Source organism: Actinomycetospora cinnamomea, assembly GCF_003096675.1.
Taxonomy (GTDB): Bacteria; Actinomycetota; Actinomycetes; order Mycobacteriales; family Pseudonocardiaceae; genus Actinomycetospora; species Actinomycetospora cinnamomea.
In genome coordinates, this window is sequence record NZ_QEKW01000023.1 from 41,338 (window position 1) to 62,380 (window position 21,043).

At 75.0% G+C, this 21,043-nt stretch carries 22 protein-coding genes; 8 read left to right on the forward strand and 14 right to left on the reverse strand.

Annotation, left to right across the window (positions count from 1 at the left end):
- Positions 1-221 precede the first annotated feature (221 nt).
- Complete coding sequence (locus tag C8D89_RS25890; RefSeq protein WP_116711021.1) at positions 222-719, forward strand: hypothetical protein; 498 nt, start codon at positions 222-224, stop codon at positions 717-719.
- Positions 720-802: 83 nt separating this feature from the next.
- On the opposite strand, the gene purQ is transcribed toward C8D89_RS25890, so the two are convergent.
- Both purQ and purS read right to left on the reverse strand, forming a co-directional pair.
- On the reverse strand, positions 803-1,483 hold the full coding sequence (purQ, locus tag C8D89_RS25895; protein ID WP_243418387.1) for a phosphoribosylformylglycinamidine synthase subunit PurQ: 681 nt from the start codon (positions 1,481-1,483) through the stop codon (positions 803-805).
- Positions 1,480-1,719, reverse strand: coding sequence for a phosphoribosylformylglycinamidine synthase subunit PurS (gene purS / locus C8D89_RS25900; protein WP_116711022.1), 240 nt, complete (start codon positions 1,717-1,719; stop codon positions 1,480-1,482). Before purS ends, purQ begins: the two co-directional genes overlap by 4 nt.
- Before the next feature lie 42 nt (positions 1,720-1,761).
- On the opposite strand from purS, the gene C8D89_RS25905 reads away from it, so the two are divergent.
- Entirely contained in the window at positions 1,762-2,394 is a 633-nt protein-coding gene (locus C8D89_RS25905; protein ID WP_116711023.1) for an MBL fold metallo-hydrolase, read from the forward strand.
- A gap of 33 nt (positions 2,395-2,427) precedes the next feature.
- On the opposite strand, the gene C8D89_RS25910 is transcribed toward C8D89_RS25905, so the two are convergent.
- The 3 genes from C8D89_RS25910 to purB form a co-directional block, all read right to left on the reverse strand.
- The gene (locus tag C8D89_RS25910) at positions 2,428-3,090 is read right to left on the reverse strand and encodes a polysaccharide deacetylase family protein (RefSeq protein WP_116711024.1); all 663 of its coding nucleotides are present in this window, start codon (positions 3,088-3,090) and stop codon (positions 2,428-2,430) included.
- A gap of 103 nt (positions 3,091-3,193) precedes the next feature.
- Complete coding sequence (locus C8D89_RS25915; protein ID WP_116711025.1) at positions 3,194-4,093, reverse strand: phosphoribosylaminoimidazolesuccinocarboxamide synthase; 900 nt, start codon at positions 4,091-4,093, stop codon at positions 3,194-3,196.
- An 11-nt stretch (positions 4,094-4,104) separates the two neighbouring features.
- Entirely contained in the window at positions 4,105-5,523 is a 1,419-nt protein-coding gene (purB, locus tag C8D89_RS25920) for an adenylosuccinate lyase (protein ID WP_116711026.1), read from the reverse strand.
- Between the two features lie 119 nt (positions 5,524-5,642).
- Between purB and C8D89_RS25925 the strand changes: the two genes are divergently transcribed.
- From C8D89_RS25925 to C8D89_RS25940, 4 genes are read left to right on the forward strand one after another with little or no spacing between them, the layout of a single operon-like run.
- The gene (locus C8D89_RS25925) at positions 5,643-6,830 is read left to right on the forward strand and encodes a PP2C family protein-serine/threonine phosphatase (protein ID WP_116711027.1); all 1,188 of its coding nucleotides are present in this window, start codon (positions 5,643-5,645) and stop codon (positions 6,828-6,830) included.
- Entirely contained in the window at positions 6,827-8,494 is a 1,668-nt protein-coding gene (locus C8D89_RS25930; protein ID WP_165825949.1) for a sensor histidine kinase, read from the forward strand. The genes C8D89_RS25925 and C8D89_RS25930 overlap by 4 nt, the downstream gene beginning before the upstream one ends.
- Entirely contained in the window at positions 8,491-8,928 is a 438-nt protein-coding gene (locus C8D89_RS25935) for a response regulator (RefSeq protein WP_116711029.1), read from the forward strand. Before C8D89_RS25930 ends, C8D89_RS25935 begins: the two co-directional genes overlap by 4 nt.
- A gap of 52 nt (positions 8,929-8,980) precedes the next feature.
- The gene (locus tag C8D89_RS25940) at positions 8,981-10,000 is read left to right on the forward strand and encodes a threonine aldolase family protein (protein ID WP_116711047.1); all 1,020 of its coding nucleotides are present in this window, start codon (positions 8,981-8,983) and stop codon (positions 9,998-10,000) included.
- Position 10,001: 1 nt separating this feature from the next.
- On the opposite strand, the gene C8D89_RS25945 is transcribed toward C8D89_RS25940, so the two are convergent.
- From C8D89_RS25945 to purD, 7 genes are all read right to left on the reverse strand, one after another.
- Positions 10,002-10,844, reverse strand: coding sequence for a potassium channel family protein (locus C8D89_RS25945; protein WP_116711030.1), 843 nt, complete (start codon positions 10,842-10,844; stop codon positions 10,002-10,004).
- A gap of 9 nt (positions 10,845-10,853) precedes the next feature.
- On the reverse strand, positions 10,854-11,996 hold the full coding sequence (locus C8D89_RS25950; protein ID WP_116711048.1) for a pyridoxal phosphate-dependent aminotransferase: 1,143 nt from the start codon (positions 11,994-11,996) through the stop codon (positions 10,854-10,856).
- Positions 11,997-12,076: 80 nt separating this feature from the next.
- Positions 12,077-13,108: a transglycosylase SLT domain-containing protein gene (locus C8D89_RS25955; protein ID WP_116711031.1), complete on the reverse strand. Its 1,032-nt coding sequence runs from the start codon at positions 13,106-13,108 to the stop codon at positions 12,077-12,079.
- A gap of 2 nt (positions 13,109-13,110) precedes the next feature.
- Positions 13,111-13,416: a hypothetical protein gene (locus tag C8D89_RS25960; protein ID WP_116711032.1), complete on the reverse strand. Its 306-nt coding sequence runs from the start codon at positions 13,414-13,416 to the stop codon at positions 13,111-13,113.
- Positions 13,417-13,475: 59 nt separating this feature from the next.
- Entirely contained in the window at positions 13,476-15,668 is a 2,193-nt protein-coding gene (locus tag C8D89_RS25965) for a transglycosylase SLT domain-containing protein (RefSeq protein WP_116711033.1), read from the reverse strand.
- A 4-nt stretch (positions 15,669-15,672) separates the two neighbouring features.
- On the reverse strand, positions 15,673-15,969 hold the full coding sequence (locus C8D89_RS25970; protein WP_116711034.1) for a hypothetical protein: 297 nt from the start codon (positions 15,967-15,969) through the stop codon (positions 15,673-15,675).
- A gap of 54 nt (positions 15,970-16,023) precedes the next feature.
- Entirely contained in the window at positions 16,024-17,292 is a 1,269-nt protein-coding gene (purD, locus tag C8D89_RS25975) for a phosphoribosylamine--glycine ligase (protein ID WP_116711035.1), read from the reverse strand.
- Positions 17,293-17,467: 175 nt separating this feature from the next.
- Here purD and C8D89_RS25980 point away from each other — a divergent pair, with 175 nt between their 5' ends.
- Entirely contained in the window at positions 17,468-18,523 is a 1,056-nt protein-coding gene (locus C8D89_RS25980) for a glycerophosphodiester phosphodiesterase (protein WP_116711049.1), read from the forward strand.
- On the opposite strand, the gene C8D89_RS25985 is transcribed toward C8D89_RS25980, so the two are convergent.
- Positions 18,524-18,823: a UBP-type zinc finger domain-containing protein gene (locus tag C8D89_RS25985; RefSeq protein WP_207787438.1), complete on the reverse strand. Its 300-nt coding sequence runs from the start codon at positions 18,821-18,823 to the stop codon at positions 18,524-18,526.
- Between the two features lie 29 nt (positions 18,824-18,852).
- Entirely contained in the window at positions 18,853-20,139 is a 1,287-nt protein-coding gene (locus C8D89_RS25990; protein ID WP_116711036.1) for an adenylosuccinate synthase, read from the reverse strand.
- A gap of 109 nt (positions 20,140-20,248) precedes the next feature.
- On the opposite strand from C8D89_RS25990, the gene C8D89_RS25995 reads away from it, so the two are divergent.
- On the forward strand, positions 20,249-20,923 hold the full coding sequence (locus C8D89_RS25995) for a hypothetical protein (protein ID WP_243418388.1): 675 nt from the start codon (positions 20,249-20,251) through the stop codon (positions 20,921-20,923).
- The last annotated feature ends 120 nt before the right edge of the window (positions 20,924-21,043 follow it).

The window sequence follows — 21,043 nt, forward strand, 5'->3', positions numbered from 1 at the left end:
CGACAGGCGGTCACGAAACCACGACCGGCTGACATCACCGTGTCCACCGACCGACGTCGACCACACGCCCACCGTGTGCACCACCACTCGGCGGCAACACGCTAGACCGTTCGCTCGATCGGTTGTCCGTTCATGGTCCAACGCGGTCGTTTCACCGCGACACGGCGCGGGCGTGTCGGCCAATCCCCGGGGGTGTCGGACCCTCGATACATAGTGGAGCCATGACCACCGCCTCCGTCTCCTCGGCGCCCGGCTCCGCGTCCGGGACGGCACCCGACCGGGATGTGGCCGACGGCCTCGCCCGCCTCCGTCTGGTGCTCGACCGCGAGCTGGTCGGGGTCCGCCGGCACGACCTCGAGCTCGCCGGCCGCGTCCCCGACAGCGTGCGCCCCCACGTGGACGACACGCGGGGGATGCTCGAGTTCCTGCTCGACGACGGCGCCGGCGGTGTCGTCGTGCTCGCCCTCGCGCCCGGGGCGCGGGGCGACACGGTGGTGCCGCTGCTGCCCGCGGCCCAGCCGGCCGAGCCGGGGGGCCACGACGTCTCGCGCGAGGCCCCGTTCGCCGAGGTCGTGGGCGAGGCGCTCGAGGACGTCTCGCGCCTGCTGACCCACCTCGAGCGTCCCGACGAGATGCGCGGGCTCGTGCTGCACCTCGGCGGGCAGATGCTCATGGTCTACGCCGACCTGTGGGAGCTCCGCGTCACCCTGCTGCCGTAGGTCCGCCGAGCCGGCCGCGTCCACGCGCTCCCTCGGCGTGCTGTATCGGTGGCGCTCCGCGTGCCCGTCGACGGAGGCGGCGGCTACGCCGTCGCGAGCTGGGCCAGCACCGAGGTGAACAGCCCCAGCCCGTCGGTGCTCGGGCCCGTCAGGTCGTCGATGGCGTGCTCGGGGTGGGGCATGAGCCCCACGACGCGTCCGTCGGCCGAGCTGACGCCCGCGATGTCGCGCAGCGCGCCGTTGGGCGCGGGCTCGCTGTAGCGGAACACCACGCGGCCCTCGCCCTCGAGCTCGTCGAGCGTGGCGGCGTCGGCGACGTAGCGGCCCTCGCCCGACTTCAACGGCACGCGCAGCTCCTGGCCGACGGTGAACGACGACGTCCACGCCGTGTCGGCCTCGACGCGCAGCCCCACCTCGCGGCAGACGAACCGCAGGCCCTGGTTGCGCACCAGCGCGCCGGGCAGCAGCCCGGCCTCGCAGAGGATCTGGAAGCCGTTGCAGATACCGAGCACCGGCATCCCGGCGCGGCCCGCCTCCACGACGGGGCCCATCACCGGCGAGCGGGCGGCGATCGCGCCGGCGCGCAGGTAGTCGCCGTAGGAGAACCCGCCGGGCACGACCACGGCGTCGACACCGTGCAGGTCGGCGTCGTCGTGCCACAGCGCCACCGGCTCGCCGCCGGCGCGACGCACCGCCCGGGCGGCGTCGACGTCGTCGAGCGTGCCCGGGAACGTGATGACCCCGATGCGCAACCCCGCGGTCACGACGAGACCCTCCGCACGACCCACTCCTCGATCACGGGGTTCGCCAGCAGCGTGCCGGCGATCCGCTCGAGCTCGGCGTCGTCGACGGTGTCGTCGACCTCGAGCTCGAAGTGCTTGCCCTGGCGCACGTCGGCGACGCCGGACACGCCGAGCCGACCCATCGCGCGGGCCACGGCCTGGCCCTGCGGGTCGAGGATCTCGGCCTTCGGGAGGACGTCGACGATCACGCGGGCCACGCGTCCCAGGTTACCGGCCGCGCAGGGGGGAACTCGGGTGGCGTGGAACTCGTGCACCTCGGTCATGCCTGCGTCGTCGCGGACACCGGCTCGGCCCACATCCTGTTCGACCCCGGCGCCTTCTCCTCGGGCTACGAGACGCTCCAGGGGCTGGACGCGATCCTGATCACCCACCAGCACTTCGACCACCTCGACCTGGACAAGCTCCCGGCGCTGCTGGGCCAGAACCCGGACGCCGAGCTGGTCGTCGACCCGGGCACCGCGCAGCAGCTGCGCGAGCGCGACATCGCCCACACCGTGCGCGAGCCCGGCGAGACCTTCTCGGTCGGCGGCACGACGGTCGAGGTCCTCGGCGGCGACCACGCGGTGATCCACCCCGACATCCCGCGCATCGCGAACAACGGCTACCTGCTCGACGGGACGGTGCTGCACCCCGGCGACGCGTTCACCGTGCCCGAGCGCACCCCGGACGTGCTGCTCCTGCCCACCGCCGCGCCGTGGCTCAAGGCCTCGGAGGCCGTGGACTACCTGCGCGCCGTGGCGCCGCCCCTCGCGGTGCCGATCCACGAGGCCGTGCTCGCGAACCCCGACCTGCACTACAACCTGTTCTCGAACCTCGCCCCCGAGGGCACCGAGGTCCGCATCGCGCCGCGAGGGGTGGCGTTCGCCACGTGAGTGATCCGGGGTCGTGATGGCGACCGGGATCACTCACGTGGGCCGCAGGCCCCTCACCCGGGGCGGGACGATCTCCGAGGACGCGAGCGGCGTGGCGCCGGCGGCCAGGGCCTCGTCGATCAGAGCGCCGGCGCGCGCGAGCGGGGTCCGCGCGTCCAGCGCGAGGTGGCACAGCACGGGCTCCGGGCGGGACGGGCGCCACCGCAGGGTGCGCCGTGGCGCGGCGGTGACGACCGGGCCGTGCCACGACCGGACGGTGGCGCCGCCGAGGCCGAGGCGGTGCACCCCGGTGTCGTCGACGCACCATCCGAGGCCGGCCGCGACGAGCGCACGGCGGGTGCCCGGTGAGGTCGACCACCCCGGCGCCGCGAACCCGTCGACGGCGAGGCCGAGGGCGTCGCGCGCGTGCAGCGCGGCGGTGAGCCGCAGGCCGGCCTCGTGGGCGGGCAGCCGGCGGTAGGGCCGCCGCGACCCGGCGCCCTCCTCGCGGGTGCCGCGCAGGAGCGCGGCGTCGCCCACCCGGCGGCGGGCGGAGGCCCACGCGACGACCTCGGGGTGCGGCCGCGGGCCGACCAGGAGGGTCAGGGGCACGCGGCGTGCGTCGAGGGCGTCGGCGAGGGCGACGGCGGCGTCGAGCGGCGCCCCGGGGAGGAGCCCGGACACCGAGACCAGCAGGCGCGGGGTCGTCTCGTGCACGTCCCCATGAGGCCAGTCGGAGGTGCCCTTCTCGCGACCGGGGGGTGAACACCGCGGCTCGCGGGGACGACACCCTCACGCGGCCGTCGCCGCAGCTCGGCGCCTACAGCGCCGGCGGCCAGTGGTGGCCCGTCAGACGGGTGTAGGCCTCGATGTAGCGCTGCCGGGTGGCCTCGACCACGTCGTCGGGCAGCGGGGGCGGCGCCTCGCCGGAGTGACGGTCCCAGCCCGAGGCCGGCGAGGTCAGCCAGTCGCGCACGTACTGCTTGTCGAAGCTGGGCTGCGGGCGGCCGGGCGCGTAGCCCTCGGCGGGCCAGAACCGCGACGAGTCGGGCGTGAGCACCTCGTCCCCGAGGACGAGCGCACCGTCGGGCGAGAGGCCGAACTCGAGCTTCGTGTCGGCGAGGATCAACCCCCGCGAGGCGGCGTAGGCCGATCCGCGGGCGTAGACCGCGAGGGTCTGGTCGCGCAGGGCGCCGGCGAGGTCGGCGCCGACCGTCGCGGCCACGTGCTCGAAGCTGACGTTCTCGTCGTGCTCCCCCTGCGCGGCCTTCGTGGCCGGCGTGAAGATCGGGGTCGGCAGCATGCTCGCCTCGACGAGCCCGTCGGGCAGCGGCACCCCGCAGATCGCGCCGTCGCGCTGGTAGTCGGTGGTGCCCGAGCCCGCGAGGTAGCCCCGGGCCACGCACTCGACGGGGATCATCTCGAGGCGCCGGACGAGCAGCGCCCGGCCCCGGACCTCCTCGGGGATGCGCTCGTCGCGCGCCGCGATCAGGTGGTGCGCCAGCGGCGGGGTCGCGACGTCCGCCCCGCCCAACAGCCCGAACCAGAACACGCTCATCGCCGTGAGCACCCGGCCCTTGTCCGGGATCGGCGTGGACAGCACGCGGTCGTAGGCCGAGATCCGGTCGGACGCGACGAGCAGCAGCGTCTCGTCGTCGACCTCGTAGAGGTCCCGGACCTTGCCGGAGGCCAGGTGCCGGTACGTGCTGAGCGCGACCACGGGCGCGGAGGCTAGAGGATCGGGGCCGGGGTGTAGGCGGCCGCGTCGGGACGCGCCGCGACGAGCGCCTCCACCCGGCGGGTGATCTCCGCGACCTGCGCGCCGGCGGCCCCCACGAAGGCCCGCGGGTCGCCCACGGCCGCGTCGAGGTCGGCGGACGAGAGACCCAGGCGGGCGTCGGTGCCGAGCCGGGCGAGCAGGTCGTTGCCCTCGGTGCCCTTCTCGCGCATGTCGAGCGCCACCGCCCGCGCGTGCTCGGAGATGATCTCGTGTCCCGTCTCGCGCCCGACCCCGGCGCGTACCGCGGCCATGAGCACGGCCGTCGTCGCGAGGAAGGGCAGGTAGCGGTCGAGCTCGCGGGCGATCACCGCGGGATAGGCGCCGAACTCGTCGAGCACGGTCAGGATCGTCTCGAGCAGCCCGTCGATCGCGAAGAACGCGTCGGGCAGGGCCACGCGGCGCACGACGGAGTCCGAGACGTCGCCCTCGTTCCACTGCGCGCCCGCGAGCTCGGCGACCATCGCCGCGTTGCCCCGCAGCACCACCGCGAGCCCGTTGACGCGCTCGCAGGAGCGGGTGTTCATCTTGTGCGGCATGGCGCTCGAGCCGACCTGGCCCGCGCGGAAGCCCTCGGTGACCAGCTCCTGGCCGGCCATGAGCCGGATGGTGGTGGCCAGCGACGAGGGCCCGGCCGCGAGCTGGACCAGCGCGGAGAGCACGTCGTGGTCCAGCGAGCGGGGGTAGACCTGCCCGACGCTGGTGAGCACCTCGGTGAAGCCCAGGTGCGCGGCGACCCGGCGCTCCAGCTCCGCGAGCCTCTCCGCGGAGCCCCCGAGCAGCCCCAGCATGTCCTGCGCCGTGCCCACGGGGCCCTTGATCCCGCGCAGGGGGTAGCGCTCGATCAGCTCGGTGACCCGCCGGTGCGCCACGAGCGTCTCGTCGGCGGCGGTGGCGAAGCGCTTGCCCAGCGTCGTGGCCTGGGCGGCGACGTTGTGGCTGCGCCCGGCCATGACCAGCTCGGCGTGCTCGCCGGCGCGCCGGGCCAGGCGGGCGAGCACGGCGACGGTCTTGTCCGCGACGAGGCGCAGCGAGTCCCGGATCTGCAGCTGCTCGACGTTCTCGGTGAGGTCGCGGCTGGTCATGCCCTTGTGGGCGTGCTGGTGGCCGGCGAGCGCGTCGAACTCCTCGATGCGCGCCTTGACGTCGTGGCGCGTGATGCGCTCGCGGGCGGCGATGGACGCGAGGTCCACCCGGTCGACGACGGCCCGGTAGTCGTCGATGACCCCGTCGGGCACGTCGACGCCCAGCTCGCGCTGCGCGGACAGCACGGCCATCCACAGCTCGCGCTCGAGCACCACCTTGCGATCGGGTGACCACAGCGCCGTCAGCTCCGGCGAGGCGTACCGCCCGGCGAGCACGTTCGGGACCATCGCGGCACTCACCGGGCCGAGCCTACGGCCCCGCCCGGAGCAGGGGTTGCGGCCGCGGGAGGAGCGGGCAGACCCGGCGACTACCGTCTCTCCTGGACGCGAGGCAGGGAGGAGGGCCCATGGAGCCGGTGGAGCCGGACGCCTCCGCGCCGCTGCGCGTCCTCCTCGTCGAGGACGACGACGCCGACGCCCTCCTCGTCACCGAGCACTTCGCCGACGCCGCCCTCACCGTCGACCTCCACCGCGCGCGCTCGCTGGCCGAGGCCGAGGAGTCGCTGGTCGACCCCGACGGGCCCGATTGCGTGCTGCTCGACCTCGCCCTGCCCGACGCGCACGACTTCGAGGGCCTGCGCCGGCTGCTGCGCGCCGAGGGCCCGGCCGTGCTGGTGCTCACCGGCCGGCGCGACGAGCAGCTCGGGGCCGACGCGGTCAGCGTCGGCGCGCAGGACTACCTGGTCAAGGATGCCGTCGACGGCCCGACGCTCGCCCGGGCCGTGCGCTACGCCGTCGAGCGCCGCCGTGCCGACCGCGTACGCCGGGCGCTGCGCGACGCCCACCTGCGCGCCGACGAGAACGCCCGCCTCGAGCGCGGGCTGCTGCCCACCCCGCTGCTCGCCGACCCCGCGCTGCGGATCATCGCCCGCTACGAGCCCGGCACCGAGCAGACGCTCCTGGGCGGCGACTTCTACGACGTCGTCGAGGGCGCCGACGGCACCCTGCACGCCGTCATCGGCGACGTCTGCGGGCACGGGCCCGACGAGGCCGCGCTCGGGGTGAGCCTGCGCATCGCCTGGCGGACGCTCGTGCTCAGCGGCATCGACCCCGACCGGGTGCTGCCCACGATGCACGAGCTGCTGGTGCACGAGCGCAACAACCGCGCCCTGTTCACCACGCTGGCGACCGCCACCGTCGAGCCCGACCGCACGCGGATGACGCTGCGGCTCGCCGGCCACCCGCCGCCCGCGCTCATCGGCGAGGGCGACGACACACGGATGCTCTCCGACGCGCGGCTCGGCATGCCGCTGGGCGTCGGCGCCGGCAGCGCCTGGGCGCCGCTGGAGGTCGAGCTCCCGCCCAAGTGGACCCTCCTGCTCTACACCGACGGGCTCATCGAGGGCCGCCAGCCGGCCGGCGACGTGCTGTGGACCGACGGGCTCATGGACCTGCTGCGCGAGGTCACCGCGGGCCCGGAGCCCTGGCGCGACGACCCCGGGGTGATGCTGGACGGTGTGATGGAGCGGGTGCGATCGCTGTCGACCGCGCAGACCGACGACGTGGCCGCGGTGCTGCTGGTGTGCGACCGGTGAGCGCGCCCACCGACGTCTCCCCCGGCGCTCCGCCGGCCGCCGACACCCCGCGGTCCGACGACGGCCCGGCACCGCTGCCCCGCCCCCGGCGCCGTGTGCGGCAGGGCCTGAGCAGCTGGTCGCTGCTGCGCATCCTCGTGGTCACCGGCAGCGCCCTGGCGGTCCTGCTCGTGGCCGCCGCGATCGTCGGGATCGTCGGCCTCGCGACCCTCGATCGACACCGCGTCGAGCTGGTCGACCGCCTCGACCCCGCGCTGCTCACCGCACAGCAGCTCGAGGCGGCCGCCATCGACCAGGAGACCGGCGTCCGCGGCTTCGTCCTGGCGCCGCAGGCCGACCTCCTCGAGCCCTACCAGCGTGGCCGGGCCGACGAGGCCCGGACGACCGCTGAACTGCGGACGTTGCTCGCGGGACGACCCGAGGCGCTCGCCGAGCTCGACGCCGTCGAGAGCGCCACGGCCACCTGGCGCACGGTGTACGCCGAGCCGGCCCTGGCCGCCGCGGCGCAGGGTGCGCCCGCTCCACCGGTCGAGGTCGGCAAGGCGGCGTTCGACCGGGTCCGCGGTGCCCTCGACGCCCAGCGCAACCGCCTGCTCGTCCTGCGCGACGACGCCCGCGACGCCCTCGGCGGCGCCGCCGACACGATCACCGTGCTGGGCGCGGTCACCCTCGTCGTCATCGCGCTCGGCGTCGCGGTGCTGCTCGCCTGGTTGCGTCGCGTCGTCGTGGTGCCGACGCACCGGCTCGCGAGCGAGGTCCGCCACGTCGTCAACGGCGATCTCGAGCACCACGTCGGCACCGCCGGGCCCCGCGAGATCACCGAGCTGGCCGAGGACGTCGAGGCGATGCGGGTGCTCATCGTCCGCGAGCTGGCCGACACGGAGCGGTCGCGCCAGGAGCTCGACGCCCGCGGCCGCGAGCTCGCCCGCTCCAACTCCGACCTCGAGCAGTTCGCCTACGTGGCGTCGCACGACCTGCAGGAGCCGCTGCGCAAGGTCGCGAGCTTCTGCCAGCTGCTGCAGCGCCGCTACGCGGGACAGCTCGACGAGCGCGCCGACCAGTACATCGAGTTCGCCACCGACGGCGCCAAGCGCATGCAGGTGCTGATCAACGACCTGCTCGCCTTCTCCCGCGTCGGGCGGCAGGGCGACGCGATGGAACCGGTGGACCTCGGTGAGCTCGTGGACCGGGCCGTCGAGAACCTCGCCGGGGCGCTGGACGAGAGTGGCGGCAGCGTCACCCGCGGCGAGCTGCCCCGCGTGCTCGGCGCCCCTGCCCTGCTCACGACCGTCTTCCAGAACCTGCTGGGCAACTCGCTGAAGTTCCGCGGCGACGACCCGCCGCAGGTGCGGGTGGACGCCGAGCGGGACCCCGACGCAACCACCGAGCGCTGGCTGCTGCGGTTCCGCGACAACGGCATCGGGATCGACCCCGAGTACGCCGAGCGCATCTTCGTCATCTTCCAGCGACTGCACGCGAAGGACGCCTACCCGGGCACCGGCATCGGGCTGGCGATGTGCCGCAAGATCGTCGAGCGGCACGAGGGCCAGATGTGGCTCGAGCCGACCGACGGGTCGGGTACCACCTTCGTCGTGGCACTGCCCGTGCTGTCCGACCCCGAACCCGACCCCGAACCCGACCCCGCCGCGGAGGCCGCCCCGTGACCGATCCCGTCGACGAGATCCACGTCCTGCTCGTCGAGGACGACCCCGGCGACGTCCTCATGACCCAGGAGGCGTTCGAGCACCACAAGCTGCGCAACCAGCTGCACGTCGTCGCCGACGGCGTCGAGGCGCTCGCGTTCCTGCGCCGCGAGGGCGAGTACTCCGACGCGCCCCGGCCCGGGCTGATCCTGCTCGACCTCAACCTGCCGCGGAAGGACGGCCGCGAGGTGCTGGAGGAGGTCAAGAACGACGCCTCCCTGCGCAGCATCCCGATCGTGGTGCTGACGACCTCGCAGGCCGAGGAGGACATCCTGCGCAGCTACAACCTGCACGCCAACGCCTACGTCGCCAAGCCGGTGGACTTCGAGCGGTTCATCGACGTCATCCGGCAGATCGACGACTTCTTCGTGACGGTGGTGAAGCTGCCCCGATGATGGCTCCGCCACGTGAGTGGTCCCGGTCGCCGTGACGACCCGGATCGCACACATGCGCAGCATCGATCTCCGCTCGGACACCGTCACCCGCCCGTCGCCCGCCATGCGCGAGGCGATGGCCACCGCCGACGTCGGTGACGACGTCCTCGACGGCGACCCCACCCTCGCCGCGCTCCAGGACCGGGTCGCGGACCTGCTGGGCGTCGAGGCGGCGCTGTGGACGCCCACCGGATGCATGGCCAACACCATCGCGCTCATGCACCACCTGACACGCGGTGACAGGTTTCTCGCACCCGCGAGCGCCCACGTCCTCGAGGCCGAACTGGGCACGTCGGCGTGGCTGGCGGGCGGGCTGCCGGTCGCGCTCGAGCACGACGCCGGTGCCGGCCGCCCCACCCCCGCCGCGGTCACCGCCGCCGCCGCGCCGGCCGGACCGTACTTCGCGCTGCGCACCACGCTGCTGTGCCTGGAGAACACCCACAACGGCGCCGGTGGCTCGGTGACCCCGGTCGCCGAGCACCGTGCGCTCGTGGGCGCGGCCCGCGACGCGGGGCTGGCCGTGCACCTCGACGGCGCGCGCCTCTGGCACGCCGCGGCGGCGCTCGACGTCCCGCCGTCGGCGCTGACGGAGGGCGTCGACACGGTCAGTGTCTGCCTGTCGAAGGGCCTGGGCGCCCCGATGGGCTCGCTGGTCGCGGGCTCGGCCGCCTTCGTCGACGAGGCCTGGCGGCTGCGCAAGATGCTGGGCGGGGGCGTCCGCCAGGGCGGGGTCGTCGGGGCCGCCGGCCTCGTGGCGCTCGACCAGCGCGACGGGCTCGCCGCCGACCACGCCCGCGCGGCCCGCCTGGCCGACGGGCTCACCGCGCTGGGCTGGCCCGTGATCGCGCCCGACACCAACATCGTGCTCGTTCCCGCCGGCGACCCCGCGGGGGTCGTCGCCGCGCTGGCCGCCGCCGGCGTGCGGGCCGTGCCGTTCGGGCCGGGCGTGAGGTTCGTGACGCACCGCGACGTCGGTGACGACGACATCGACGCCGTGCTCGAGCGCGCGGCATCGGTGGACGTCCCCGCCTGACCTACCGGGGCGCCTGCTCCCGGTCCTCCAGCTGCTCCAGCCGCGACCGGAGCGACCGGATCTCGGCGAGAAGCTCGCCGACCTCGCCGGACGGGGCGGCGACGGGGGAGGGCGCGGGGTTGCCGGCGCCGAGGTCCGTCCCCGGGGGATCGGGCGGGTCGGCCGCCCCGGCGGCCCGGCCGGGGAGCGCCTCGGCCGGATCCCGCGCCCCGATCTGCTCGAGGAACCACGTGGCGATGGCCGCGGTGACCGTGCCGAGGACGGCGATCCCCGCGATCATCAGCCCGGCAGCGACGAGGCGTCCCTGGGTGGTGACCGGGTACAGGTCGCCGTAGCCGACGGTGGTGATCGTCGTGAGCACCCACCACAGCGCGTCGCCGAAGGTCACGATCGAGGCGTCCGGGGCGTCGCGCTCCGCCTCGAAGACCGCGAGCGCCGCCACGAACGACAGCAGGCTCACGCTGACGATCAGGTAGCTGCCCACCCGACCGCGGAAGTCGTCGCGCAGCACCCGGTTGAGGGTGGCGATCGCGGCGACGAGGCGAAGCAGGCGCAGGAACCGGAGGAACGGCGCGGCGACGACGAGCAGGTCCAGCGGGTGGCGGACGATGAACCGCAGCCGGCGGCGGGCCAGCCCGATCCGGGCGACGTAGTCGACGACGTAGACGCCCCACAGTGCCCACAACGTGGCGTCGAGGAGCCCCCACCACGTCTGGCCCGGGCGGGTGGCGAGCACCTGCACCGCGAAGACCAGCAGGTAGAACACCGACAGCACCGTCAGCGGGAGGTCGGCGCGCCGCTCCCAGGCCTCCAGCCGCGGCTCGGTGTCGGGATCGTCGGCCATGGCGGGACCCTAGAGCCCTCGGCCGACCGTCGGCAGCCACCGCTCCAGGCGGTCCAGTGCCTCGCGGATGTCGGCGGTCGCGCCCGCGAACGACAGCCGGATCCAGGTGTGGCCGTCGACCGGGTCGAAGTCGACGCCCGGCGCCACGGCGATGCCGGTCTCGGCGAGCATCCGCTGCCCGAAGGCCAGCGTGTCATCGGTGAGGTGCGCGACGTCGGCGTAGACGTAGAACGCGCCGTCGGCGGGCGCGAGCCGGGCCAGACCGAGGCGTGGGAGCCCGTCGAGGAGCAGCCGCCGGTTGAGGGCGTAGCGCTCGACGTGGCCGTCGGCCTCGGCCACCGAGGCGTCGGTGAACGCCCCGAGCGCGGCGTACTGGGCGGGGACGGGCGGGCAGACGGTGAAGTTGCCGGCGATGACGTCGACCGCACGCCGCAGTCGCTCGGGCACCAGCAGCCAGCCGAGGCGCCAGCCGGTCATCGACCAGTACTTGGAGAACGAGGTGACGACGACGGCCTCGTGCGAGGTGCTCCACGCGCTCGCGGTCGGCGGGGCCGATTCCCCCGAGCCGTACTCGATGCCGTGGTAGATCTCGTCGCTGACCAGCTGGACGCCGTGCTCGGAGCACCACCGCCCGAGCGCGGCCAGCTCGGTGGGTTCGATGACGCTGCCCGTCGGGTTGGCGGGGCTCGCGACCACCAGGCCCTTCGGCGGCCGGTCGAGAGCTTCGAGCATCGCCACCGTCGGCTGGAACCGCGTCTCCTCCCCGCACGGCAGCTCGACGACCTCGCAGCCCAGGGCGGCGAGGATGTTGCGGTAGCAGGGGTAGCCGGGACGGGCGAGCACCACGGTGTCGCCGACGTCGAACGCGGCGAGGAAGACCAGCAGGAAGCCGCCCGAGCCGCCGGTGGTGACGACGACGTCCTCGGCCCCCACGGTGTCGTCGCCGTAGCGGGTGCGATGGTGCCCGGCGATCGCCTCGCGGAGCTCGTGGGTGCCGAGCGAGCCCGAGTAGCCGAGGATCTGCTCGTCCAGGGCGCGCTTGGCGGCGTTCCGCACGTCGACCGGGGCGGGCGTCGAGGGTTGTCCCGCGGACAGGTTCACGAGGTCGCCGTGCGTCCGGGCTCGTTCCGTCGCCGCGGCCCACACGTCCATGACGTGGAACGGGGGGACCGTCGCCCGCACCGCCGGGCCGAGGCGCGCCAGAGTCGTCACCCGGACACCCTAGGTCTGCGTCAGTAGCCGACGTACGGGTCGCCGCGGGCCTCTGCCAGCACCCCGGGCACCCGTGAGACCGAGCCGTACCGGGCGATCGCGTACCGGACGCCGGCGATGATGTTGTCGACCGGATCGCGGATGTCGTCGTGTCCGGGCAGCTTGTGGGCCTCGAACGTCGGCGCGATCGTCTGCATGAGCCCCTGCGACGGCGTGCCCTTCTCGGCGTTCGAGTCCCAGGTGTTGACGGCCTCGGGGTCGCCGCCCGACTCGTGCTCGATGATCGTGGCGACGGCCCCCGGGTCCATCCTCTCCGGCGGAACGCCCGCCGCCTGCAGGATCGCCCGGGCGCGGCGGATCCAGTCGTCGACCCGGCCCTCAGGAGCAGCGCTCCCGAACCCGGCCCTCGACTCGTCCTCGACCGGTGGACGGGACCGCCGCGGGGGGTCGGGGCGGCTCGTCGGCGCGGTGGTCGTGCCGGGCGTGGTCGTGGCCTCGGGGCGCGGGAGGTCGGCGTAGGCGGTGAGGCCCTCGGCGAGCCCGCGGAGCGTCGTCGCGACGGTGCGCAGCTCGGCCTCGGCACGCCGGATCGTTGCCCGCACGGCTTCGGTGGGCGCGCGCAGGGCGTCGGCCGCCAGGCGGTCGGCGTCGGGCACGCCGGCGGCCCGGGCGCGCGCGGCGCCGGCGAGGGCGACGGCGCGGCCCACCTGCTGGTCGACCTCGTGGCGCAGCTCCCCGAGGACCGTGCCGACGCGGTCCAACGCGCTCCCCGCCGCGGCGATCACCTCCCGGTCGCGCCCGCCGGCGGCCCCGAACGCCCGGACCCAGTCGCCGAACGCGGTCGCGCCCTCGCCCCGCCAGCGGCCCGCGACGGCGGCCGCGCCTCGGTCGACGGCGTGCACGGTGTCGCCGAGGCCCTCCCCGATCGCGCGGACCTGCGCCGCCGCCGCGTGCACGGCGCCCGGGTCGGCCGTCCGGACCCGGGCCGCGAGGGCCGCGAGCTCGGCGGCCGCGGGCTCCGCCGCCAGCTCGGCCTCCGGGTCGGCGGGCACGCTCAGCTCCCGGTGGGCGCGAGCGCCGCCGCCCCCGCCCGGTCGGTCCCCTGCACGCGGTGCGTCGCCACGTCGAGGGCCTTCTCGGCCTCCCGGAGCCGCTGCCCGGCGGCCTCGAGCTCGGCGACGAGCGCCCGGGTCAGCGTGGCCATCGCGTCCCCCACCGCACGGGACGCGTCGAGCCGACCGAGGTCGGGGCCCGGCATCGCCGCGAGGAGGTCACCCAGCCCCGGCGTCCGCGCCGCCTCGCCCGCGAGCACGGTGCGCGCCTGCTCGAGGGCGTCGGTGTCGTAGACGATGTCGCCCATGGGGTCGACGGTAGGGCGCGGGCCGTCGCGGTGGGTGCGGTTCCGGACGATCCGTCGCGTCAGTAGCCGACGTAGGCGTCGCCGCGCGCGAGGGCCACGACACCCGGCACCTGCGACACCGAGCCGTACCGGTCGATGGCGTAACGGACACCCGCGATGATGTTGTCGACCGGATCGGTGATCTCGCCGTGGCCCTCGAGCTTGTACGAGTCGAACGTCGGCCCGATGGTCTGCATGAGCCCCTGCGAGGGCGTGCCCTTCTCGGCGTTCGAGTCCCAGTTGTTGACGGCCTCGGGGTCGCCGCCCGACTCGTGGTCGATGATCGTGGCGATGTCGTCGGGGTCCATCTCGTCCAGCGAGACGCCCTCGGCCTGCAGCACCGCCAACGCCTCGCGGATCCAGTCCCCGACCTGACCCTGCGGCCCGCCCGTCGGCACGGCCCCGGCGTCGGTGTCCGCCGAGGCGCTGGTCTCGGCCCCCGGCACGCCGGTCTCCGCGTCGGTGTCCGACGCACCGCTACTGCCCGACCCGCCGTCCGCGTCGGCGTCCGTCTCCGCATCGGTGTCGGCACTCCCGTCCGCCGCGTCGGCGCGACCAGCCGACCCTCCGTCGGCGTCGTCCGCGTCGTCCGCGTCGTCGGTGGCGTCGGTGGCGTCGGTGGCGTCGGTGGCGTCGGTGGCGTCGGTGGCGTCGGTGGCGTCGGTGGCGTCGGTGGCGTCGGTGGCGTCGTCCTCGGCGGCGGCACCGCTCTCCGGACCGCTGCTGCTCGCATGACCGTCCGGCGCGCGGTCCGTCGCGCTGTCGGTGCTGGTCTCCGGCTCGCCGGGCGGCCCGCTCTTCGTGTCCGTCGCGGAGTCGCTGTCGGAGTCGCTGTAGGTGTCGCTGTAGGTGTCGCTGTCGGACGACGGTTTCCCTTCGGCATCCGAAGCATCCCCGGCACCCGACCCGGACCCGGAGCCGACTCCGTCGTCGATGACCGTCCCACCATCCGGACCGCCGGCACTCTCGGCGGACGTCGAAGCTTCGGAGACCGACGCGTCCTCCTCGGAGCGTCCCGTATCGCTGCCTGGGCCGCCGTCGGACGACGGTTTCCCTTCGGAATCCGAAGCATCCCCGGCACCTGACCCGGACCCGGAGCCGACTCCGCCGTCGATGACCGTGCCACCGTCCGGATCGCCGGCACTCTCGGCCGACGCCGACCCGTCGGAGACCGACGCGTCCTCCTCGGATCGTCCCGTATCGCTGTCGGCGCCGCCGTCGGACGACGCCGGTCCTTCGGAAACCGAAGCACTCTCGGCGCCGGATCCCTCGACCCCGCCGTTCCCGTCCGAGGACGAGCGGCCGGCACCGTCATCGCGTGCCCCGGCGCCGTCGGCGTCGGCGCAACCCACCTCCGACCCGGCGTCTGCCGATCCACTGCCGGAGCGCGACCCCGATCCGCCGCTGTCCGACGACCCGAGGGAGGACGCAGCGCTCGACGAGCCCCCCGAGTCCGGCAGATCCTCCGACGAACCGGACGAGCCCTCGGACAACCCTCCGGACAGGTCGATGCCCCGGGTGCCCCCGTCGGAGCCGCTGGTGTCGGCGAGGGCGGGGACGGTCGCGATCGACGCGTCAGCGGCGCTCACGGGTGTCCAACCCGCCCGCCCCTGTCCGGCGGGCGGGGCGATCGGGCGCGCATCGGGCGTGGGCAGGCGGGAGAAGGCGGTGAGGTCGCGTGCCAGTTCCTCGAGGGCGGTGGCTGCGTCACCGAGGGCGATCTCGGCGCGCTCGACGGCGACGCGGGCCGACGCCGTGGGCTCGGCCATGGCCTGCGCCGAGAGGTGGTCGGCCATCGAGGCGCGGGCGGGATCGGCGAGCGCCTCGGCGCGCACGCGGCGGGCGGCGTCGAGCCCGCGGGCCACGTGCCCGTCCACCTCGCGGCGCATCCCGTCGAGCAGCTGCCCCGCGCCGTCGACGCGCACCTGCACGCGGCCCGCCGCGTCGAGCGTGGTCCGGCCCGCGCGGTCGAACGCACCGAGGTAGTCGCCCAGCGCGTCCGCTCCTCGCCCCTGCCAGGCCGCGCGCACCTCCTCGGCGCAGCGGCCCAGCGTGGCCAGGGACCCGTCGACGCCCTCGGCCATGGCCCCGAGCCGGCGCGCCGTGCTGCGCAGGGCCTCGGGGTCGATCCGCCGCACCCGCTCGACGAGCGCGCTGAGCTCCTGCCCGCCGGGCTGCGCGGCGAGCTCGCCGACGGCGTCGAAGGCCACCACGGCGTCAGGCCGCGCTCAGCGACGCGGCGGCGTCGCGGTCGCCGGCGCGGATCGCGGTGAGCGCGGCGTCGAGGGCGCGGTCGACCCCGTCGAGGCGGGCCCCGGCGGCGGCGAGCTCGGCATCGAGGGAGCGCACGAGCCGGTCGAGCGCGCCGAGCATCGCCCCGGAGGAGGCGAGGTCGCCGAGACCGCCACGGGGCACGACGACCTGGTCGATCATCGCGGGCAGCCGGCGCGCTTCGGTCGCGACGCCGCGGCGCGCCTGCTCGAGGGCGGCGGGGCCCAGGTCGAGGTCGGGCATGCGCGCGAGAGTAGGTCGGCGCGTCGCCCGGCAGGTGCCGTTCGGCGGGATCCGTCAGGCGCGGACGGGCATCGCGACGCGGCCGGCGGCGGCGTCCCGGGCGATGTCGGTGCGGTGGTGCCCACCGGGCAGGTGCACGGACGCGAGGCGCTCGTAGGCGTCACGGCGGGCGGCCTCGAGGTCCTCGCCCGTCCCGACGATCGACAGCACCCTCCCGCCGCTGGACACCACGGCCCCGTCGTCGCGCCGGCGCGTGCCCGCGTGCAGCACGCCGTGGCCGTCGGCGCCGCGCAGGACGTCGCCGGTGCGGACCGACCCCGGGTAGCCCTCGGCGGCGACGACGACGGTGACCGCGGCGCCCGGCGACCAGGTCGGTGCGGGCTCCTCGGCGAGGCGGCCCGTGGCGGCCGCGGCGAGCAACGAGGCCACCGAACTGCGCAGGAGCGGGAGGACGACCTGGGTTTCGGGGTCGCCGAAGCGGCAGTTGAACTCGATCACCTGCGGCCCCGTGGAGGTCAGCGCGAGCCCCGCGTAGAGCAGGCCGGAGAACGGGGTGCCGCGGGCGGCGAGCTCGGTGACCACGGGCGTGACGATCCGGTCGACGACCTCGTCCACCAGGCCCTCCGACGCCCAGGGCAGCGGGGCGTAGGCGCCCATCCCGCCGGTGTTCGGCCCGGCGTCGTCGTCGCCGAGGCGCTTGAAGTCCTGCGCGGGCACGAGCGGGACGACCGTCGTGCCGTCCACGACGCAGAACAGCGACGCCTCGGGGCCGTCGAGGAACGACTCCAGCAGCACCGGGTGCCCGGCCTCGAGGACCGACGCGGCGTGGCGGCGCGCGGCCTCCCCGTCGGCGGTCACGAGCACCCCCTTGCCCGCGGCGAGCCCGTCGTCCTTGACCACCCACGGCGCGTCGAAGCGGGCGAGCGCGGCGTCGAGGTCGCCCGGGTTGTCGACGACCTCGCTGCGCGCGGTGGGCACGCCCGCCACGGCCATGACGTCCTTGGCGAACGCCTTCGAGCCCTCGATGCGCGCCGCCGCCGCGGTCGGGCCGAAGCACGGGACGCCGGCGTTCCGCAGCGCGTCACCGACGCCGGCGACGAGCGGCGCCTCGGGGCCGACGACGACGAGGTCGGCGCCCCAGCCACGGGCGAGGGTCACGACCTGCTCGGGGTCGGTGGCGTCGGCGAGGCCGGGGTGCTCGGCGAGCGCCGCGGTGCCCGCGTTGCCGGGAGCGGCGGCGAGGGCCGTGACCTGCGGGTCGCCGGCGAGGGCGAGCAGCAGGGCGTGTTCGCGGGCTCCGGAACCGATCACCAGGACGCGCACGGACGACACGCTACGGGGGCGGGGCGCGCGGCGAGGATGTGGCGTTCCTGGCGTCGAACGCCAGCAAAGCCGCATTGCTCGCACGGGGGACCCGTGCGGCGACACCACACGTTCACCGGGACGTCGGTCACGCCCGGTGGCGGGCGCCGCGGAGATCGGGAGAGACTCGCGGCCGATGATCTCGCCGGAGGCCACGGTCGGCTCCCCACCCACCCCGACGCCCGGTCGCATCCTCGTCGTCGGGCACCGCGGGGCCTCGGGCTACCGGCCCGAGCACACGCTGGCCGCCTACGAGCTCGCGATCCGCATGGGTGCCGACGCCGTCGACGTCGACCTCGTCCCCACCCGCGACGGGGTGCTCGTCGCGCGCCACGAGCCCGAGATCGGCGGGACCACCGACGTCGCCACGCGCCCCGAGTTCGCCTCCCGCCGCACCACCAAGCAGATCGACGGGACGGCCGCGACCGGCTGGTTCACCACCGACTTCACCCTCGCCGAGCTGCGCACCCTGCGGGCCCGGGAGCGCATCCCGGAGACGCGCCCGCACAACACGCTGTACGACGACCGGTTCGGCGTCGCGACGTTCGACGAGGTGCTCGACCTGCTCGACCGCCTCGCCGCCGAGCTGCGCCGCCCGGTCGGCGTGCTGCCCGAGGTCAAGCACTCCACCTACTTCGCGGGCATCGGGCTGCCCGTCGAGCCGGCGCTCGTCGAGACGCTGCGCCGCCGCGGCCGGGACGGCGCCGACTCCGGGGTGATCATCCAGTCGTTCGAGACCACGAACCTGCGCGCGCTCTCCCGCGAGGTCGCGTGCCCGCTGCTGCAGCTCGTCGACGCGCCCGGCACCCGCCCCGCCGACCTCGTCGCCGCGGGTGACCCGCGCACGTCGGAGACGCTGGTGAGGCCCGAGGGCCTGTGCGACGTGGCGACCTACGCGACCTGGCTGGGGCCCGCCAAGGAGCTCATCGTCCCGCTCGCCGCCGACGACAGCGCCGTGGCGCCCACGTCGCTGGTGGCGGACGCCAAGGCCGCGAACCTGCGGGTCATGCCCTACACGTTCCGCAACGAGAACGAGTTCCTGCCGGCGGGCCTGCGTCGCGGCGGAGCCGGTGCGCGTGCGGACACCTACGGCGACGCGTTCGGCGAGTACCAGATGTACGTCGCGCTCGGCGTGGACGCGGTGTTCACCGACGGCCCGGACACCGCGCTGGCGGCGGTGGGCGTCGCGTAGCTACCGCGCCAGGCGCCGGTCCACGTAGCACCAGCGCCAGGTCTCGCCCGGCTCGTGCGAGCGCATCACGGGGTGACCGGTGACCTCGTGGTGCTTCGAGGCGTGGCGGTAGGGGCTGGAGTCGCAGCACGCGACGTGCCCGCACGCGAGGCACTTGCGCAGGTGCGCCCACGCGGTGTAGCCCTCGGCGCGGCAGTCGGGGCACAGGAGCGTCTCGCCGTCGTTCGCCACGGCATCGGGCACCGGGTCGGCGGCCAGACCCTCGGAACCGATGGTCAGGAGGTGTTCGCAGGCGCCCACGCGCTCCAGGTTACTGCCCGACGTCGACGCTACTGCCCGACGTCGCGGGTGACGGTCTCGTCGCGCCCCGGCCCCACGCCGATCGCCGACACCGGCGCCCCGGCGAGCTCCTCGATGCGCTCGACGTAGTCGCGCGCCTTGGCCGGCAGGTCGGCAAAGGAGCGGCACCCCGAGATGTCCTCGAACCAGCCGGGCATCGTCTCGTACACCGGCCGCGCGGTGGCGACGTCCGCCTGCGTCATGGGCATCTCGTCGACCCGCTGCCCGTCGATCTCGTAGCCCACGCAGATCGGCACGTTCTCCAGGCCCGAGAGCACGTCGAGCTTGGTGAGGAACAGGTCGGTGATGCCGTTGACCCGCACCGCGTAGCGCGCGATCACCGCGTCGAACCAGCCGCAGCGCCGGCTGCGACCCGTGGTCACGCCGAACTCGCCGCCGGCCTTGCGCAGGTACTCGCCGTCGGCGTCGAACAGCTCGGTCGGGAACGGGCCCGAGCCCACGCGGGTGGTGTAGGCCTTGAGGATCCCGATGACCCGCGAGATGCGCGTCGGCCCGATGCCCGAGCCCGCGGCCGCCCCGCCGGCGGTCGGGCTCGAGGACGTCACGAACGGGTAGGTGCCGTGGTCGACGTCGAGCAGCGTGCCCTGCGAGCCCTCGAGCAGCACGGTCTCGCCGCGCTCGAGGGCGTGGTGCAGCGCGAGGCGGGTGTCGGCGATGCGGTGGGCGAAGCCCTCGGCGTGCCCCAGCACGGTGTCGGCGACCTCGTCGACGTCCAGCGCCCGCCGATTGTAGATCTTGACGAGAATCTGGTTCTTGAGCTCGAGCGCCGCCTCGACCTTCTCGCGCAGCAGCTTCTCGTCGAGCAGGTCCTGCATGCGCACGCCGACGCGGGCAATCTTGTCCTGGTACGTCGGCCCGATCCCTCGCCCCGTGGTGCCGATCCGGGACTTGCCCAGGAAGCGTTCGGTCACCTTGTCGATGGCCACGTGGTACGGCATGATCACGTGGGCGTCCGCGGAGATCAACAACTTGCCCGTGTCGACGCCCTTGGCCTCCAGGCCGGCGAGCTCCTCGAGCAGCACGCCCGGGTCGACCACCACGCCGTTGCCGATCACGTTGGTGACACCCGGTGTCAGGATCCCGGACGGGATGAGGTGGAGCGCGAAGTTCTTGCCGTCGGGGAGCACGACGGTGTGCCCGGCGTTGTTGCCCCCCTGGTAACGCACGACCCACTGGACCTGCTCACCGAGGATGTCGGTGGCCTTGCCCTTGCCCTCGTCGCCCCACTGGGCGCCGATGAGGACGATGGCCGGCATGTGACACTCCCTGAACGTTCGACTCCTGTGGTCGCACGGGAGTGCAGGCCGCCCCGTGCATCGGAAGGGTAGTCCACGCGTGTGTCCCGACTCGTCCTCGCGGGGTGTCGTGCTGCAGGCGGTGACCTGCGGGGACGCCGCCCGGGAGCGCTGGGCCCCGGCGCTGGCCGACCTCGCGGCCCCCGTCGCCGACCTGCCGGCCCTGCCCGCCCGCCAGGAGCTCGACCCGTTGCTGGACGCGCTGCCCGACGGCGGGCGCCTCGTGGTCGCCGGCGACGACGCCGCGCTGGCCGCAGTCCTGGTGCGCCTGCTGCGCCGCGAGCGCCTCGCCCTCGCGGTGGCCGTCCTGCCCGCGCCGGGGTCGGCGGCCGCCGAGGTCTGGGGGCTGCCCACCGACGGCGACGCGGTGACGCTCGCCCGCGAGGGGACGGCCCAGGAGGTGCCGCTGGTGCGTGACGACCACGGCGGCGTCGTCGCGGGGCGTCACGAGGTCGGCGCGTTCCACGGCGAGGTGTACTGCGAGGAGCACCTGGTCGCCCAGGGCAGCGCCGCCGGCCTGGCCGTCGCGCCCGACCCGGCGGGCGGGGTCACGGTCACCGTCACCGGTCCGCGCCGCCTCGGCGGCCTGCGGCCCGCCCGGGTGAGGACGCGGTCGGGGCGTGCCGCGCAACTGGGGTGCCGGCCGGGCGTGCTCGTGACCCGCGACGGCGTCCCCGGCGACCGCCCCGTGACCCGTCGCAGCTGGTACCGGCACACCCGGGACTGGCGGCTCGTGCGGCCGTGACGTGCCGGGGACCGGCTCGATCGTCCGACGCTCCTATGGTTCGTCAACCCCTGCGGGTTCGAGCTGACGGTAGAGCTGGCGGGCGATGTAGCGCTTGAGGCATCGGCGGATCTCGCGGTC